Source organism: Tessaracoccus sp. O5.2, assembly GCF_964266725.1.
Lineage (GTDB): Bacteria > Actinomycetota > Actinomycetes > Propionibacteriales > Propionibacteriaceae > Arachnia > Arachnia lapidicapta.
In genome coordinates this window covers 139,000-156,529 of sequence record NZ_CAXWGV010000012.1, presented here as the reverse complement: position 1 = coordinate 156,529, position 17,530 = coordinate 139,000, and the positions used below count along the sequence as shown (strand labels likewise).

The 17,530-nt window shown below is 70.8% G+C and carries 13 protein-coding genes; 12 read left to right on the top strand and 1 reads right to left on the bottom strand.

The features are described from left to right. Positions 1–44 precede the first annotated feature (44 nt). From ACFQPD_RS06690 to mnhG, 6 genes are read left to right on the top strand one after another with little or no spacing between them, the layout of a single operon-like run. On the top strand, positions 45–3,047 hold the full coding sequence (locus tag ACFQPD_RS06690) for a Na+/H+ antiporter subunit A (RefSeq protein WP_385899608.1): 3,003 nt from the start codon (positions 45–47) through the stop codon (positions 3,045–3,047). Then, positions 3,044–3,472, top strand: a complete 429-nt coding sequence (locus tag ACFQPD_RS06685; protein ID WP_385899606.1) for a Na(+)/H(+) antiporter subunit C — start codon at positions 3,044–3,046, stop codon at positions 3,470–3,472. Before ACFQPD_RS06690 ends, ACFQPD_RS06685 begins: the two co-directional genes overlap by 4 nt. Then, the gene (locus ACFQPD_RS06680) at positions 3,469–5,019 is read left to right on the top strand and encodes a Na+/H+ antiporter subunit D (RefSeq protein WP_385899605.1); all 1,551 of its coding nucleotides are present in this window, start codon (positions 3,469–3,471) and stop codon (positions 5,017–5,019) included. The genes ACFQPD_RS06685 and ACFQPD_RS06680 overlap by 4 nt, the downstream gene beginning before the upstream one ends. Further along, positions 5,016–5,603 (top strand): Na+/H+ antiporter subunit E, encoded by a 588-nt coding sequence (locus tag ACFQPD_RS06675; protein WP_078919811.1) that lies wholly within the window; start codon positions 5,016–5,018, stop codon positions 5,601–5,603. The genes ACFQPD_RS06680 and ACFQPD_RS06675 overlap by 4 nt, the downstream gene beginning before the upstream one ends. Positions 5,604–5,606: 3 nt before the next feature. Further along, entirely contained in the window at positions 5,607–5,921 is a 315-nt protein-coding gene (locus tag ACFQPD_RS06670; RefSeq protein ID WP_068752333.1) for a monovalent cation/H+ antiporter complex subunit F, read from the top strand. Then, complete coding sequence (gene mnhG / locus ACFQPD_RS06665; RefSeq protein ID WP_228383457.1) at positions 5,918–6,307, top strand: monovalent cation/H(+) antiporter subunit G; 390 nt, start codon at positions 5,918–5,920, stop codon at positions 6,305–6,307. The genes ACFQPD_RS06670 and mnhG overlap by 4 nt, the downstream gene beginning before the upstream one ends. A gap of 2 nt (positions 6,308–6,309) precedes the next feature. On the opposite strand, the gene ACFQPD_RS06660 is transcribed toward mnhG, so the two are convergent. Continuing rightward, a complete protein-coding gene (locus ACFQPD_RS06660; protein ID WP_385899602.1) occupies positions 6,310–7,380 on the bottom strand; it encodes an LLM class flavin-dependent oxidoreductase in 1,071 nt (356 codons plus the stop codon). Between the two features lie 228 nt (positions 7,381–7,608). On the opposite strand from ACFQPD_RS06660, the gene ACFQPD_RS06655 reads away from it, so the two are divergent. The 6 genes from ACFQPD_RS06655 to ACFQPD_RS06630 all read left to right on the top strand — a co-directional run bounded on the left by ACFQPD_RS06655 (position 7,609) and on the right by ACFQPD_RS06630 (position 17,470). Further along, entirely contained in the window at positions 7,609–10,656 is a 3,048-nt protein-coding gene (locus ACFQPD_RS06655; protein ID WP_385899600.1) for a S8 family serine peptidase, read from the top strand. Between the two features lie 114 nt (positions 10,657–10,770). Then, positions 10,771–12,828, top strand: a complete 2,058-nt coding sequence (gene pta, locus ACFQPD_RS06650) for a phosphate acetyltransferase (protein WP_385899599.1) — start codon at positions 10,771–10,773, stop codon at positions 12,826–12,828. Positions 12,829–12,861: 33 nt separating this feature from the next. Further along, the gene (locus ACFQPD_RS06645) at positions 12,862–14,049 is read left to right on the top strand and encodes an acetate/propionate family kinase (protein ID WP_385899597.1); all 1,188 of its coding nucleotides are present in this window, start codon (positions 12,862–12,864) and stop codon (positions 14,047–14,049) included. 136 nt (positions 14,050–14,185) lie between these two features. Further along, entirely contained in the window at positions 14,186–14,962 is a 777-nt protein-coding gene (locus ACFQPD_RS06640) for an SDR family oxidoreductase (RefSeq protein ID WP_068752337.1), read from the top strand. 1 nt (position 14,963) lies between these two features. Then, a complete protein-coding gene (locus tag ACFQPD_RS06635; RefSeq protein ID WP_385899595.1) occupies positions 14,964–15,767 on the top strand; it encodes a lysophospholipid acyltransferase family protein in 804 nt (267 codons plus the stop codon). Next, the gene (locus ACFQPD_RS06630; RefSeq protein ID WP_385899594.1) at positions 15,764–17,470 is read left to right on the top strand and encodes an FAD-binding oxidoreductase; all 1,707 of its coding nucleotides are present in this window, start codon (positions 15,764–15,766) and stop codon (positions 17,468–17,470) included. The genes ACFQPD_RS06635 and ACFQPD_RS06630 overlap by 4 nt, the downstream gene beginning before the upstream one ends. The last annotated feature ends 60 nt before the right edge of the window (positions 17,471–17,530 follow it).

Here is a 17,530-nt window from a genome sequence, read left to right as displayed (position 1 = left end):
CTGGCCCCTGCCACCACGGACCCGGACCGGACAGGAGTTCTGGCGTGCTCGTAGCCCTGATCGCCGCGCATGCGGTGATCGGCGCGCTCACTCCCGCTCTCGTGTCGCGCTGGGGGGCCCGCACCTTCTACCTGCTGGCCCTCGTCCCCGCGGCGGCCGGGGCGTGGCTCGTGACGTTGGCCCCCACCGTCCTGGGCGGGGAGGCTTACGTCGAGCACCACACGTGGATCCAGCAACTCGACGTGGCCGTCAGCCTGCGCATCGGGTTGCTGCAGTGGGTACTTGCGCTCGTCGTCACCTGGGTCGGCGCCGCGGTGATGCTCTACAGCCGCTGGTACTTCGACGGCACGCACTCGGGCCGCTCCCCTGCGGTGCTGACGCTCTTCGCCGGGGCCATGCTGGGCCTCGTCACGGCCGACAACCTCGTCCTGCTCTACGTGTTCTGGGAGCTGACGACCGTCTTCTCGTACCTGTTGATCGGCCACGAGCCCTCCCGCCGGGCCAACCGCGGCGCGGCCCAGACCGCGCTCATCGTCACCACCACCGGTGGACTGGCCATGCTGGTGGGCATCGTCGCGCTCTGGCAGACCTCGGGCACGCTGTCGCTGGCCGAGCTGGTCGCCGATCCGCCGTCGGGGACGCTCGCCACGGTCGGGGCCCTGCTGATGCTGGTAGGGGCGCTCAGCAAATCCGCACTGGTCCCCTTCCACTTCTGGCTCCCGGGCGCGATGGCGGCCCCCACTCCCATCTCGGCCTACCTGCACGCCGCCGCGATGGTGAAGGCCGGCGTCTACCTCGTCGCCGCGCTGGCGCCCGCGTTCGCGACCGTCCCGTTCTGGCGCGGCACCGTGATGATCCTGGGCGCCACGACGATGATCCTGGGCGGCTGGCGCGCACTGCGGCAGACCGACCTCAAACTGCTCCTCGCCTACGGCACCGTGAGCCAGTTGGGCTTCATGGTGCTGCTCGTGGGACTCGGGACGGAGGCGGCGGCGCTGGCCGGGCTGGCCACGGTGGTCGCGCACGCGCTGTTCAAGTCGACGCTGTTCATGACCGTGGGCGTCATCGACCACTCCGCCGGGACGAGGGATCTGCGCGAGCTCAACGGCGTGGCCTACCGCGTCCCCTGGCTGGCCGCCCTGGGCGGGCTCGCCGCCCTGTCCATGGCCGGGTTCCCCCCGTTGATCGGCTTCCTCACCAAGGAGGCGGCCTTCGAGTCCGTCGAGTACCTGGTGCGCGGTGACCTGGCGCCGGTCACGCCGCTCGCCGCCGCGGCGCTGGCCGCCGCGCTGGTCTTCGGGTCCGCGCTCACGGTCGCCTACTCGCTGCGCTGGTGGTGGGGCGCGTTCGCCCCCAAGGACGGCGGTCCCGTCCTCTCCTGGCACCGGCCGGCCGTCGGGATCGTCGCCGTGCCGGCCGTGCTCGCCGTCGCCTCGCTCGCCGGCGGCTTCCTCGGCCCGCAGCTCACCGCCGTGCTGGACGTGTACGCCCGCACCGTCCCGGCCGGGGAGGCCAGCCATGGGCTGGCCCTGTGGCACGGGTTCACGTGGCCGCTGATCATGTCGATCGCCGCCGTGACCGGCGGCATCGCGCTGTTCGTCTTCCGCACCCGCATCTCGGCCGTCCAAGCCACGTTCCCCTCCACGGTCACCGCGGAGGAGGTCTACCACCGGTCGATGCAGCGGCTGGACCGGGTGGCCGTCGAGGTGACGGCCCGCTCGCAGCGCGGCTCGCTCTCGATCTACCTGGGCACGATCCTCGTCACCCTCGTCGGCCTGGCCACCTTCGCGATGCTGCGGATCCGGATCTGGCCCGAGTACCGGGCGTTCGACCACTGGCCGCAGCTGCTGGTGGCGGCGGTCATGGCCACGGCCGCGGTCCTGGCCGCATGGTCGCGCGGCCGGATCCGCGCCATCCTCCTGGTCGGCGTGACCGGATACGGCCTGGCGCTCATGTTCGCCATGGCGGGCGCCCCGGACCTGGCGCTCACGCAGGTCCTCGTCGAGATCGCCATGTTGGTGGTCTTCGTGCTGGTGGTGCGTAAACTGCCCCGCTATTTCACCAACCGGCCGCTCAGTTCCAGTCGGTGGTGGCGCATCCTCGTGGCCGTCGCCGTCGGGACGACGGTGACGCTGGTGGCGCTGGTCAGCGCCGGCGCCCGGGTGGCCGAGCCGGTGTCGGAGGCCTGGTACGAGGCGGCGTACGAGTTCGGCTACGGGAAGAACATCGTCAACGTCGCGCTCGTCGACATCCGCGCCTGGGACACCTTCGGCGAGATCGCGGTCCTGGTCATCGCGGCAACGGGCGTGGCGTCGCTGATCTTCCTCCGCTCGCGCGTCGGCCGGGTGACGACCACCGAGGACGTGTTCGCGGACCGCGAGGACGCCCCGATGGCCGACACCGCGCCCGGGGTGTGGCTGCGCGGCGGCCAGACCCTGTCTCCGCTGGTGCGGTCGCTCGTGTTCGAGGTCGTGACCCGGCTCCTGTTCGGCATCATGATCATCGTGTCCGTGTACCTGCTGCTGGCGGGGCACAACTCCCCCGGCGGCGGGTTCGCGGGCGGCCTGGTGGCCGGGATGGCGCTGATCATCCGCTACCTCGCCGCCGGCCGCCACGAACTCGACGAAGCCGCCCCTGTCGACGCCGGCCGCCTGCTCGGCGGCGGACTCGCCCTCGCCCTCGGCACGGCCGTCGCACCGCTGATCGCGGGCGGACGGATCCTGCAGAGCTACGACTACTACCTCAACGTGCCCGGGCCCGACGCGCTCGCCACCCCCTGGGGCGAGCTCCCCCTGTTCGGGGAGATCCACCTCGTCAGCTCCACGGTGTTCGACATCGGGGTCTACCTCATCGTCGTCGGCATGCTCCTCGACATCGCGCGCAGCCTCGGCTCCGGCGTCGACCAGCACGCCACCGACGAGATCGCCCCCATGCCGCTGCCCGACTCGACGATCGCCCTGCCCGCCCGGCACCGCGGCCAGGTCGCGGACCGGGGCACCGGTGAGGCCCACGACGACGCGCCCGGACGCGGAGGGGGACGCCGATGACCGCGAACCTCCTCCTCGCCGTCACCGCCGGCATCCTCGTCGCCAGCGGCGTCTACCTGCTGCTCGAGCGCTCGCTGACCCGCATCCTGCTCGGCGTCCTGGTCATCAGCAACGGCGTGAACCTGCTGTTCGTCGTCGCCGCCGGCCGGCCAGGCACCCCGCCCATCGTCGGGCTCGGGGATCCGGAGACCACATCGGACCCGCTGCCCCAGGTCATGGTGCTCACCGCGATCGTCATCACCATGGCCGTGGCGGCCTTCGTGCTGACGGTCGCCTACCGCAGCTTCCAGCTGCACGGCCACGACGAGGTCGCCGACGACGTCGAGGACGCCCGGATCCGCCGCCTTGCGGAGGCGGACGCGGCCTCGGAGTCCTACGAGGACACCACGTTCTCCGACAGCGGAGAGGATGTGGTGAGCGAATGATGTCCGACCTGCTGGCCGCGCCCATGCTCCTGGCCGTCTTCGGCGCCGCCGTCGCGCTGGCGCTCCCGGGCCGTCCCGGCGTTCAGCGCGCCGTGTCGGTCGTCAGCCTCACCGGCATCATGGGCGTGGCCGGCGTGCTCATGTGGCACACGCACCAGGTGGGGCCGGTCGCCCTCTGGCTGGGCGCGTGGGCCGAGCCGCTCGGCATCGCGCTGGTGGCCGATCGGCTGAGCTCCCTGATGCTGTTCGTCGCCTCCGTGGTGGCCCTCTGCGTGCTGCTGTTCGCTACCGGCCAGGACAGCGACGAGCAGCGCCGCGAGACCCCGGTGTCGATCTTCCACCCCACCTTCCTGCTGCTCATGGCGGGCGTCTCCAACGCCTTCCTGGCCGGGGACCTGTTCAACCTGTTCGTCGGGTTCGAGATGCTGCTGTTCTCGTCCTACGTGCTGCTGACGCTGGGCGGCACCGCCGACCGGATCCGCGCCGGCACCATCTACATCATCGTGTCCCTGCTCAGCTCCGCGCTGTTCCTCATCTCCATCTCGAGCGTCTACGCCGCCACCGGCACCGTCAACCTGGCTCACCTCGCCGTGAGGCTGCGGGACCTCACGGAGCCGGTGCAACTGCTCCTCGAGGTGCTGCTCATCGTCACGTTCGCCATCAAGGCGGCCATGTTCCCCCTGGCGTCGTGGCTGCCCGACTCGTATCCGACGGCGCCGGCACCCGTCACGGCCGTGTTCGCGGGCCTGCTCACCAAGGTCGGCGTGTACGCGATCATCCGCACCGAGACGTTGCTGTTCCCGACCTCTCCGGTCAACGACGTGCTCATGGTGGCGTCGTTGTTCACCATGGTGGTGGGCATCCTGGGCGCGATCGCGCAGGTGGAGATCAAGCGCATGCTGTCGTTCACGCTCATCAGCCACATCGGCTACATGGTGTTCGGCATCTCGCTGGCCAGCGAGGCCGGCATGGCCGCGACCATCTTCTACACGGCCCACCACATCACCATCCAGGCCACGCTGTTCCTCGTGACCGGCCTCATCGAACGTCGCGGAGGCACGTCGTCGCTCGACGGCCTCGGCGGCCTGCTCGGCGTCGCCCCGCTGCTGGCCGTCCTGTTCTTCGTCCCCGCGATGAACCTGGCCGGCATCCCGCCGTTGTCGGGGTTCATCGGCAAACTGGGGCTGCTGCAGGCTGGCGCCGCCGCCGGGACACCGCTCGCGTGGGCGGTCGTGGCCGGCGGGGTCGCCACCAGCCTCCTCACGCTCATCGCGATGGCCAAAATCTGGAACCGCGCCTTCTGGGGCATCACGCCCGCCGAGGAGCGACGCGCGGCGCGTGTCATCGACATCGACGGCGACGGCCACGAGGACGACGACACGCGCCCCATGCCCCCGCTGCAGGTCGGCGCGACGATGGCACTGGTCGTCTTCGGCTTGGGCCTGACCGTGTTCGCCGGGCCGCTCTACGAGTACACGCACGCGGCGGCGGCCGCGCTGCGCGACGGCTCCTACATCGCGGCCGTGCTTCCCGAGGGGCTGCGATGAGATCGACGACGCCGTGGCGCGACCGGATGCGAGTCCGTCCCCTCTCGATCCTCGGGATGACCCTGGTGTGGGCGCTCCTGTGGGGCAGCGCGTCGCCGCTGATCGTCCTGTCCGGGATCCTCATCGCCTGGGTGGTCGACGTCGTGTTCCCGCTGCCGCCGATCCACTGGACGGGCCGGTTCCGCCCGCTGGGCTTCCTACGCCTGCTGGGACACCTGCTGCTGGACCTGGTGGTCTCCTCGTTGCGCATCCTCCGGCTGGCGTTCCTCCGGGAGGTGAAGCTCGACGCGGGGATCGTGCGGGTCGACCTGCACACCGACGACGACCTCTATCAGGTGGCCGTCGCCGAACTGCTGTCGCTGGTCCCGGGCACGGTGGTCGTCGAGGTGGTCCGGCACCCCCGTCGGCTGTACCTCCACGCCCTGGAGCTTCACGACGCCGAGTCCGTCGACAAGGTCCAGCGGATGGTGATGGCCGTCGAGTCCGGCGTGGTGCGGGCGTTCGGGTCCGCGGAGCAGATCCACGCCTTCGACCTCGCCTGTCTCGCCCACCCGGCCGCACTGACCCCCCAGATGGAGGAGTGACCCATGGACCTGGCCACCGACATCGTTCTGGGCGTCGCCGCGGTCCTGCTGGCCGTCGCGGGCATCATCGGGGTGAACCGGATCGCCGAGGGGCCCACGCAGCTGGACCGCTCCGTGGCGGCCGACCTCATCGTCGCCGTCGCGGTGGCCTCGCTCGGCGCTTGGACCGTCTGGTCGGACGGCCCCACTGAGGTCCTCATCCTCCTGCTCCTGTCGCTGCTGGGCTTCACGGGAGCCGTGTCCGTGGCCCGCCTCGTCGCCGACCGCATGGCCACCCGGCGCCAGTACCGCAGCTCCGGAGAGGGGAAGGGCCAGTGATTGATCAGGTGTTCGATCTCGCCGGTGCCCTGCTGGTGCTGGCGGGTGCCGTCCTCTGCTTCGGCGCGGCCGTGTCGCTCGTAAGGTTCCCCGACGTCATCGGCAAGCTGCACGCCGTCAGCAAGCCGCAGGTGTTGGGGCTGATCTGCGTCGCCGCCGGCATCGCGGTCAGCCTGCGCACCTGGTGGGCGGCGGGTCTCGCGCTGCTCATCGTCGCCCTGCAGCTCCTCACCGCGCCCGTGGCGGCCACTCTGGTGGCGCGGGGCGCCTACCGCGCGGGACTGGCCCGCGACGACCTGCTCCGGATCGACCACCTGACCGAGGACCTGCGGGCTGCCGGATACTCCCGCCCCGTGGGCACCGAGGCCGGGCACCTGGACCTCTGACGTCAGTCCAGCAGCGCCTCGGCCAGCAGGTCGAGCCCCCGCAGCTTCGCCGGCCACGCGTCGGCGTCGTCCGTCTCCCGGGCCCCCGCCACCAGGTGGACCATGATCTCGTCCACGCCGAAGTCCTCGGCGGTGCGGAGGAGGGCGTCGCGGACCTGGTCCACATCGCCGACTGCCCAGGTCGCGACGCTGGGGGCCACCACGGCGCGCAGGTCCTCGGTCAAGAGAGCCCGCGCCTCGGCCCCGGCGTGAGGTTGGGGGTCCATGGTGCCCCGCGTGGCCAGGGAGGCCATGAGGTACTGGTGCGGCTCGGAGAGCTCCCAGGCCTCGTCGGCCGTCTCCGCCACCGAGACGTTGACCGTCACGAAGGTGCGCGGAGCCTCGCCGTGAGGTCCGGGCAGGAAGCCGCCGCGGTAGAGGTCGAGCGCCCGGTGGGTCCCGCGGCCGGAGAAGTGGTGCGCGAACACGTAGGGCAGGCCCAGCGTGGCGGCCAACTCGGCGGAGTAGTCACTGGAGCCCAGGAGCCACAGCTCCGGGGCGTGCTCGGCGACGGGGGTGGCCCGCAGTTGGTAGGTGCGGCCGTGCCGCAAGCGGATCTCGGCCCCCTCCGGGCCGAGCAGCGCGAGGATGTCGCGGATGTTGGTGGGGAACTCCTCGACGGGGTCGGTGGGGCGCCCGCTCGCGTCGACCATGTGGCCCCCGCGGAGCTGCCCCCGGATGGCGGCCGACGTGACGGGGTCCGTGCCCGGCGCGCGGCCGATACCGAGGTCGATCCGGTCGCCGTAGGCGGCGGCCAGCAGGGCGAACTGCTCCGCCACGGCGAGCGGCGAGTGGTTGGGCAGCATCACCCCACCGGACCCGAGGCGGATCCGTGAGGTGTTCTGGCCCAGGTACATGAGCTCGACGGCCGGCGACGTGGAGGCCACCGACGCGGCGTTGTGGTGCTCGGCGACCCAGTACCGGGAGTAGCCGAGCCTGTCTGCGGCCTCCACCAGGGCCCGGCTGGCGCGCAACGCTTGGGCGGTGGTCTGGCCGCGGCGGACGGGGATGAGGTCGAGGACGGACAACTCCATGCTCCCGAGCTTAGGCGGCCGTCGACATGCACATCCGACCACCGTTGAGCCATCGGCATGCACGTTCGCGCAACGCCTCCGGCGGCCCCGGCCGGCTGCCAGACTGACGGGTGGTGCGGTCGCACCCTCAACCTGTCCTCGAGACCCCACTTTCGGCCATTGACCGGACCCGGGGGCGTCAATAGGGTGACCGCATCCCGCATGTCCCCTAGTGAAACGGCGGATCGCATGAAGAGAGTCGGCACCGTGGCCCTCACCGCATTGCTGGCCATCGCAGCCCCCGTGGCCGCCCAGGCCGCCCCCGAAGACCCGCTCGACCGGTTCGAGGCCGTCGAAGGCGGTCGGATTTCCAGCCGTCAGCTGCCCGCGACCGTCGACGAGAGCCGGGTCACCGTCATGGTCGAGTTGGCGGCTGAGCCCGTGGCGGCCGTCCAGGCGCAGCGCGGCTCGCTGACCGCCCAGGAGAAGCAACGCCTGAAGGCGGAGCGCAAGGCGGCGCAAGACTCGCTCAAGCCTGCCATCGCGAAGCTCGGCGGCGAGGTCCGCTCGCAGGTGCAGACCGCCTACAACGGCGTGAAGGTGTCGATCGCGCGCAAGGATGTGGCGGCGCTGGCCGATCTCCCCGGCGTCAAGGCAGTGCACTCCGTCCAGATCGTTGAGCCCACCAACGCCACGACGATCCCCTACCTCGGCGTCGACCAGGTGTGGCAGGACTCCGGCTACACCGGCGAGGACGTCAAGGTCGCCATCATCGACACCGGCATCGACTACACACACGCGACCTTCGGTGGCCCCGGCACCCGGGAGGCTTTCCGTGCCGCCGCCGCGACGTCTGACCAGGCCGCGGATCCGGCCCTGTTCGGCCCCAAGGCTCCCCGGATCAAGGGCGGGTGGGACTTCGTGGGCGACGACTACGACGCCTCGACCGCGGGCTCCGTCCCTCAGCCCGACCCCAACCCGCTCGACTGCAACGGCCACGGCACCCACGTCGCCGGCACCACCGGCGGCGGCGGCGTCACCCTCGAGGGCGAGCCGTACGCCGGCCCCTATGACGCCACCACGTCCGAGGCCGACTTCCTGGTCGGCCCGGGTGTCGCGCCGCAGGTCGACCTCTACGCGCTGCGCGTCTTCGGCTGTGGCGGGTCAACCGACGTCACGGTCGAGGCCATCGACTGGGCCGTCGAGCAGGGGATGGACGTCATCAACATGTCGCTCGGGTCGAGCTACGGCACCAAGGACGACCCGAGCGCCGTGGCCGCCACGAACGCCACGGCTGCCGGCGTCGTCGTCGTCGCCTCCGCGGGCAACTCCGGACCCAGCCCCTATCTCACCGGGTCGCCCGGCACCGGCGACGGCGTCATCAGCGTCGCCGCGTCGGACGCGACGGAGTCCTTCCCCGGGGCGACGCTGACCGTTGGGGGTAAGGACATCGAGGCGATCAACGCCAACGGGGCTGCGCTGCCGAGCCAACCGCTGACCGTCGTCCGGCTCAAGGACGACCCAGCGACTGCCGAGCTCGAGCACCTCGGCTGCTCGGAGTACGCCTTCCGCTACGCGGGGGTCGAACCGGGCAAGAACCAGATCGCCGTGAGCGAGCGCGGCACCTGCGCCCGCGTGGCCCGCGCCATCCACGGCCAGGCCACCGGCGCTGCCGCCGTCGTCATGGTGAACCCGGACGAGACCCTGCCGCCCTTCGAGGGGCCCATCACGGAGAACCCGGACGACGGCACTCCGGCAGTCGTCACGATCCCGTTCCTGGGCGTGAGGAAGAGCGACGGCGCCGCGCTCACCAGCGGAGCCACGCTGTCACTGTCAGAGCTGTCGCTCCCCAACCCCGGCTTCGAGGGCTTCGGATCGTTCACGTCGGCCGGCCCACGGTCCGGCGACTCCGGGCTCAAGCCGTCGGTGACGGCGCCCGGCGTGTCCGTCGCATCGGCAGCCGTCGGTTCCGGCACGGGCGCCATGTTCCTCTCCGGCACCTCGATGGCCGCACCTCACGTGGCAGGGGTCGCCGCGCTCGGCGTCCAGGCGCACCCGAAGTGGAGCGGCCAGGACGTCAGCGCAGCGCTGGTGTCGACCGCCGACCCCGCCGCGGTGGCGGGCTACCGCCTCACCCGCGGCGGAGGCCTGGTCGACACGGCTGAACTGGTGGAGACCAGCACCTTCGCCTACGGCGACACCGCCCGCGGCAAGGCCGCCTTCCGCGAGGCCACCCTGAGCTTCGGGTTCGCCGAGCTGGGCCGCGACACCACCGCCACGAAGACGGTGACCGTGGTCAACCGGGGCAAGACCGCCCAGACCTTCCGCGTGTCGTACGAGCCCACCGATGCCTCGCTGCCGGCGAAGGTGAGCCTGGACAAGCGGTCGGTGACCGTGAAGGCAGGTAAGAGCGCGACGGTGGCCGTCACCATGACCGTCAAGGCCGCTGACGTCCCCTCGTCGCTCGGTGCCACGCAGCACGCATTCGCCGAGGTGTCCGGGCACGTGGTGCTGGCCAGTGACAGTGCCACCCACCGGATCGGGGCCCTCCTGGTGCCCCGGCGCGCCACCAACGTGGCGGCCTCGTTCACGGGTTCGGCCACGGAGCCCAAGGGGACGCTCACCCTCACCAACCAGGGCGCCGCGACGGCCGCCCGGGCGGACGTGTTCGTCTGGGGGCTCGAGGACGCCGACGACCAGCCCACGGCTGCCGGGTTCGACCTCAAGGCGGCGGGCATCCAGTCCTTCCGCTCCAAGGGCCGCGACTACCTGGTGTTCGCCGTGTCCATGCACGACCGGTTCAGCAACGCCGCGTCCATCGAGTTCGACATCCCGATCGACAACAACGGCGACGGCGCCACGGACGTGACGGTCTTCAGCTACGACTCCGGCGCGATCCGCGCGGGCGACCACGACGGGGTCAACGAGGTGTTCGTCTACGACCACGCGACGGGCGGCCTGTACGCCGCCGGCTTCCTGGCCTCCTCCCCGACGGACTCGAGCACCGTGCTCCTGCCCGTCCCGGCCAGCCTGCTGGGCCTGACGAACCAATTCACCTACTCCGTCGTGTCCTTCTACGGCTCGGAGTGGGACATGTTCGACGGCTCCGCCGCCTACCAGGTGTCGTCCCCGGCTCTGAGTAACGGCTTGGCCGCGACGGTGGCACCGGACGCCACCGTCACCCTCCGGGTGACGGTCACTCCGGGTCAGTTCGAGGCCCAGAAGCCGCTCGGCTTCATGGCCGTCGCCTACGACAACCCGGCCGGTGCGGAGGCCGTCCTGGTCCCCGTCAAGTAGTCCCCCCAACCGAGGGGCCCGTCCGTCAGGACGGGCCCCTCACCTTGTTCGGGGACTGCCCAGGGACGCCGGGCGGCGCGCCTGCGCCCCGAAAAGGGCGATAAGGTGACCACTGTGACGAAAAGCGTTTACATTGCCTCATCGGAGCGGCAGGTCAGCAAGTCGTCGATCGCGCTCGGCCTCATCGATCTCTTCGCGCGCCAGGTGCGATCCATCGCCGTCTACCGGCCCCTGGTCCTCAACACCGCCGACGACGCGGTGATCGACGCGCTGTTGTCCATCAAGGGCGTCCGGCAGGCCCGCGAGAACGCGGTCGGGGTCACGTACGCCGACTACGCCGCGGACTCCGGCCGTGCGATCGACACCATCGTCGCCCGCTACTCGGCGCTGGCCGAGTCCCACGACGCGGTCGTCGTCCTCGGCTCCGACTACGAGGACATCGAGACCGCCATGGAGCTCGAGCACAACGCGGTCATCGCCGCGAACCTCAACGCGCCGGTGCTGTACGTCGTCAAGGCGCAGGGCCGCACCGCCGAGCAGGTCGCCCGCACCGCGGAGTCGGCCGTCGAGGCGTTCGAGGCCAAGCACAACACGGTCATCGGCATCATCGTCACGCACGCCGCGCCGGACCAGATCGACGCGCTCCGCGAGGCTGTTCGCGGTGTCCGCGACGTCGCGGTCTCGGTGCTGCCGGAGGACCCGGTGCTCACCGCACCGTCGGTCGGGGCCCAGTTCGACGCCGTCGGCGCCACGCACTGGCTCGGCAACCAGGACTTCCGCACACACGAGTCGCTGCACACGATCGTCGCGGGCATGACGCTGCCCAACCTCCTGACGCGGCTGAAGCGCGAGGCGACCGTCATCGTGCCGGCAGACCGCCTCGACCTGCTGCCGGGGCTGCTCATGGCCCACCGCTCGCCCGACTACGGGCCGCTGGCCGCGCTGATCCTCACGGGCGGCTTCGAGGTGCCCGAGTCGGTGTCGAAGTTGTTCGCGGACTCCGAGATCGACCTCCCCATCGCCGTGACGCAGGGCGACACCTTCCCGACAGCCGTCGCGCTGCAGGGCATCCGCGGGACCTCCACGAGCTCGCTGCGCAAGATCGAGGCCTCGCGGGCGCTGTTCCAGCAGCACGTCGACGAGTCGGCCCTACTCGCGGCCATCGACCTGCCGCGCACCGAGATCCGGACGCCGACGATGTTCGAGCACCAGATCATGCAGATGGCCCGCTCGGCCAAGCAGCGCATCGTGCTGCCGGAGGCCGCCGACGACCGCGTGCTCAGCGCCGCCGACGTCGTCCTCCAGCGCCAGGTGGCCGACATCATCCTGCTGGGCGACTCGGCCCGCATCAGCCGGCGCGCCTCGGAGCTGGGCCTGAACCTGGCCGCCGCCTCCGTCGTCAACCCGGAGGACCCCGAGCTGATCGAGAAGTTCGCCGCCGAGTACGCCCGGCTGCGCGCCCACAAGGGCATGACGATCGAGAAGGCCCGCGAGACCCTCACGGATCTGTCCTACTTCGCGACGATGATGGTGCACTTCGGCATGGCCGACGGCATGGTCTCCGGCGCCGTCAACACGACCGCCAACACCATCCGGCCGTCTCTGGAGTTCATCAAGACCATGCCCGGCGTGTCCGTGGTGTCCGGCTCGTTCCTCATGGCGATGAGCGACCGCGTGCTCGTCTACGCGGACTGCGCGGTCAACCCCGACCCGTCGCCCAGCCAGCTGGCCGACATCGCGATCTCGTCGGCGCGCACGGCCGAGAACTTCGGCATCGAGCCGCGCATCGCGATGCTGTCGTACTCGACGGGCGACTCTGGCTTCGGCGCGGACGTCGACAAGGTGCGCGAGGCCACCCAGCTGGTGCGCGAGCGTGCGCCCGAGCTCAAGGTCGAGGGCCCCATCCAGTTCGACGCCGCCGTCGACGAGGTGGTCGCGAAGAAGAAGATGCCCGGCTCCGAGGTCGCGGGCCGCGCCACCGTGTTCATCTTCCCGGACCTCAACACGGGCAACAACACGTACAAGGCGGTGCAGCGGACCTCCGGCGCCGTGGCCATCGGCCCCGTCCTCCAGGGCCTCAACAAGCCCGTCAACGACCTGTCGCGCGGCGCCCTCGTCGACGACATCGTCTCCACCATCGTCATCACCGCCATCCAGGCGCAGAAGCACTGACCCCTCACCGACATCAAGGAGCCCTGACCGACCGTGCCCACACCGATCCTGCTGCTGAACTGCGGCTCGTCGTCCATGAAGTACCAGGTGATCGACGCCGAGACGCACGAGTCCCACGCGTCCGGGCTGGTGGAACGTATCGGACAGGCGTCCGGCGAGCTCAAGCACCGCCACGGTGACGAGGAGACGGTGCGCGAAGGCTGGTTCCCCAACCACACCGTCGCCTTCGGCGCCGTCGTCGCGGCCTTCGAGGAGTTCGGCCCCGGCCTGCAGGGCGTCGTCGCCGTCGGCCACCGCGTGGTGCACGGCGGGGACCGGTTCCGCGAGGCGGTCCGCATCGACGCCGACGTCATCGCCGAGCTCAAGCGGCTCTCGCAGCTGGCGCCCCTGCACAACCCGCCCGCCCTGGCCGGCATCCGGGCGGCCATGGACCTGCTGCCGGAGATCCCGCACGTGGGCATCTTCGACACCGCGTTCTTCACCACGCTCCCGCCCGAGGCCTACACCTACGCGATCGACCAGGAGCTGGCCAAGGAGCACGGGATCCGCAAGTACGGCTTCCACGGCACGTCGCACGCGTACGTGTCGGAGAAGGCGGCCGACTACCTGGGCCGCCAGGGCGACCCCGACCTCAAGGTGATCGTCTGCCACCTCGGCAACGGCGCGTCGATCTCCGCGGTCCACGGCGGCACGGCCGTCGAGACCTCGATGGGCCTCACGCCGCTGCAGGGCCTGGTCATGGGCACCCGTTCAGGCGACGTCGACCCCGGCCTGCACAAGTTCCTGTCGTCGCACGGCATGACGCCCGACGAGGTCGACACGCTCCTCAACAAGCAGTCCGGCATGCTCGGGCTGTGCGGCTACACCGACATGCGTGACGTCGGCGCCCAGATCGAGGCGGGCAACGAGGCCGCGATCCTCGCGCGCGACGTGTACGTGCACCGCCTCGTGTTCTACATCGGCGCCTACATGGCCCTCCTCGGCGGCCTCGACGCGCTGGTGTTCACCGCGGGCGTCGGCGAGAACGCGGCCCACATCCGCGGGCCCGTCGTGGAGCGCCTCGCCGGCATGGGCCTCACGCTGGACCCCGCCGCCAACGAGGTTCGCTCCCGCGAGGCGCGCGAGATCTCCACGCCGGACTCGGCGGTGAAGGTGCTCGTGATCCCGACCAACGAGGAGCTGGCGATGGCCCGGCAGACCGTGGAGATCATCGGCCGCTGAGCCCTTGAGCGACGCCCCGGCGGTTGTGGCACCCCCACAATCGCCGGGGCTTCTCGTTGTCGGGATCGGACGACTCCCGGCGCCACCGTGGCGGCCGCATCGCGGGGACCCGCGCGGGTGGCGTACGGTACTACTCATGGCATCTGCACTGATCACGGGCGGTACCTCCGGCATCGGGCACGCGTTCGCGCGGGAGCTCGCCGGGCGTGGCACCGACCTGATCCTGGTCGCGCGCGACACCGATCGCCTGCGCTCCGTGGCCGCCGAACTGACCGAGGCCCACGGCGTCGACGTCGAGATCATCACGGCCGATCTGGCAGTCCGCGAGGACGCGCTCCGGGTCGCCGCGCGCCTCGAGGATCCCTCCCGCCCGGTGGACCTGCTGGTCAACAACGCCGGCTTCGGCCTGCACACCACCCTGCTCGACCCGGCCGACATCGACGTGCATGCCCGCGCCCTCGACGTCATGTGCCTGGCGGTCCTCATCCTCGGCGGCGCCGCGGCCCGCTCCATGAAGGCCCGAGGGCACGGCCGGATCATCACCGTCTCCTCGACCGCCGGCACCATCTTCACGGGCAACTACTCCGCCGTGAAAGCCTGGGCCACCACCTACTCGCAGGCGCTCGGCGTGGAACTGCGCGGCACGGGCGTGACGTCCACGGCCCTGTGCCCGGGCTGGGTACGCACCGAGTTCCACGAGCGCGCCGGAATCAAGGCCACGTCGCTGCCCAGCATCGTGTGGATCGACGCCGAGACACTGGTCCGCGGCGCCCTGGCGGACGCCGAGAAGGGCCGCTACATCTCGGTGCCGACGCTGAAGTGGAAGATCGCCTACTTCATCGCCGAGTACGGGCCGCGGGCGTTCACCCGGTGGTTCTCCCGCAAGCTGAGCGCCTCGCGGAAGCGGCACTGACGTGGCCCGAGACGTCGAGCCGGACAACTCCCGGTACACGTCGCGGCTGCAGGCCACCACCCGACAGACCGCGCAGATGCTGCTGCTCAAGCCTGCGCTCCTCAGGCTGCTGCGGATCCACGTCCACGGCCTGGCCAACCTCGACAGCCTCGAGGGCGCCTTCGTCGTCTTCGGCAACCACTCCTCCCATCTCGACGCCCCCCTCATCCTCAGCTCCATGCCCGGCCGGCTGTCGAAGTTCGTCGCCACCGGGGCGGCCGGGGACTTCTTCTTCGACAACTGGGTCAAGTCCGTGTCGATGTCGCTGTTCATGAACGCCTTCGCCATCGACCGCGGCAAGGGCGGCAAGGGCAAGCGCGGCATGTCGGCGCAGCTGCTCAGCGAGGGCGTCCCCTTGCTGCTGTTCCCTGAGGGCACCAGGTCGCGCACCGGCGCCATGGGGCCCTTCCTGCCGGGCGTGGCGTCGCTGTGCATCTCCCGCGGCGTGCCCGCACTGCCCGTCGCGCTGGTCGGCGCCTACGACGCCTGGCCCTCGCGGCAGCGGCACCTGCCCAAGGGCCGCCCCGAGGTGCACGTCGTCTTCGGCCGTCCCATGGTCCCCTACCCGGGCGAAATCGCCCACGAGTTCAACGAGCGCATGCGTCGTCAGGTGCTGGAACTCCACGACACCACCGCGCGCGCCTACGGCAGGAAGACCCTGGCCGAGTTCGAGCGCACCGTGGCCCTCGAGAGCGCGGGGAAGACCCCGATCGCGGCTCTGGAGGACGACGCCAAACAGCAGGCAGACAAGCAGGAGGACCGATGATCGACGGCGTGAAGCAGCAGAAGTGGTGGGGCTGGGGCGAGGAGGGCAAGGCCTACCACCACGAGGACAAGCCGAAGTTCGCGCCGTTCGTGAAGAAGATGGTGGGCGTCGACATCACGGCGCCCGTGGCCCCCGTGCCGCCGTTCTCGTCGCTCGACGTCCCGGCGTCGCGCCTCAGCGACGCGCTGCGCGCCGACCTGGAGTCCGTCCTCGGCGCCGGGTTCGTGCAGACCGACGACGAGACCCGCGTGGTGCACGGCTTCGGCAAGGGCGTCCGCGACCTGCTCCGCGTGCGCTCCGGCCGGCTGAGCCGGCTGCCCGACGTCGTCGTCTACCCCGGCACGCAGCAGGAGGTCGAGCGCCTGGTCGACGCCGTCGTCGCCGCCGACGGGGTGCTCATCCCCTTCGGCGGGGGCTCGAACATCGTGGCGGCCCTGGAGGCCAAGCCCGACGAGCACCGCCAGGTGGTCAGCGTGAACCTCGGGCGCATGAACAAGGTGCTGGAGATCGACGAGGTGTCCGGCCTGGCCCACATCGAGGCGGGCGTCTTCGGCCCCGACATGGAGGATCAGCTGCGCGCCCGCGGCTGGACCATGGGCCACCACCCGGACTCCTTCGTCTGGTCGACGCTGGGCGGCTGGATCGCCACGCGGTCCTCGGGCATGCAGTCGGACAAGTACGGCGACATCGCCGACATCTGCCGCGGCCTCACCATGGTGATGCCGGGGCGCGTGCTCACGCTGCGGCCACTGCCGTCGACGTCGTCGGGGCCCAGCGTGCGCGAGATGGTCCTGGGCTCCGAGGGGCGCCTGGGCATCATCACCTCCGCGTGGGTCAACGTGCACCGCATCCCCGAGGTGCGCGAGATCCAGGCGTACTTCTTCCCCACCTACGAGGACGGCCTGAAGGCCTGCCAGGAGATCGTCGAATCGGACGCCGCCGTCATGATGGCGCGCGTCTCCGACGCCATCGAGACGCAATACATCATGGCCAACGGCAAGAAGTCGAGCCGCCTCGGATCGCTGTCGAGCAAGGCCATCCAGAAGATCATGCTCCAGAAGGGCTGGGACCTGGAGAAGATCGCCATGAGCTTCGTGGGCTTCGAGGGGTCGCCCACGCACGTGCGCTACGAGAAGGGCCTGGTGTCCAAGATCGTGCGCCGGCACGGCGGCATGGGCGTCGGCAAGGGCCCCGGGTCGCTGTACGACCAGAAGAAGTACGACACCCCCTACATCCGGGACTTCATGTTGGATCGCGGCCTCGTCGCGGACGTGTCGGAGACGTCGACGCCGTGGGCGTACGCCGAGCAGATCCACACCAACACCGTCGCAGCCTTCCAGCGGGCGATGGACGAGATCGGTGTGCGGGGCGTGGTGTTCTGCCACCTCAGCCACTCCTACCACTCGGGCGCCTGCCAGTACTTCACGTTCGCGATCGCCGACTCGTCCCCGGACGCGGAGAAGACCTACGACCACGCCAAGCGCGTCATCCAGCAGTCGTTCATGGACAACCACGGCACGGTGTCGCATCACCACGGCGTCGGCGAGGAGCACAGCCCCTGGATGGACCAGGACATCTCGCCGGCGGGCGTGTTCATCCAGCAGGCGCTGTTCGACGGCGTGGACCCGGGCCGCAACCTCAACCCGGGCAAGATCATCCACGAGGGAGCCCCGGGCATCTCGACGAACTCCACGGAGGCCTGAGCGCCCGCACCCGGGCGCCGGGCACCGGATCGCGCGGTCTGCCCCCTCCAGTGCGTCGCT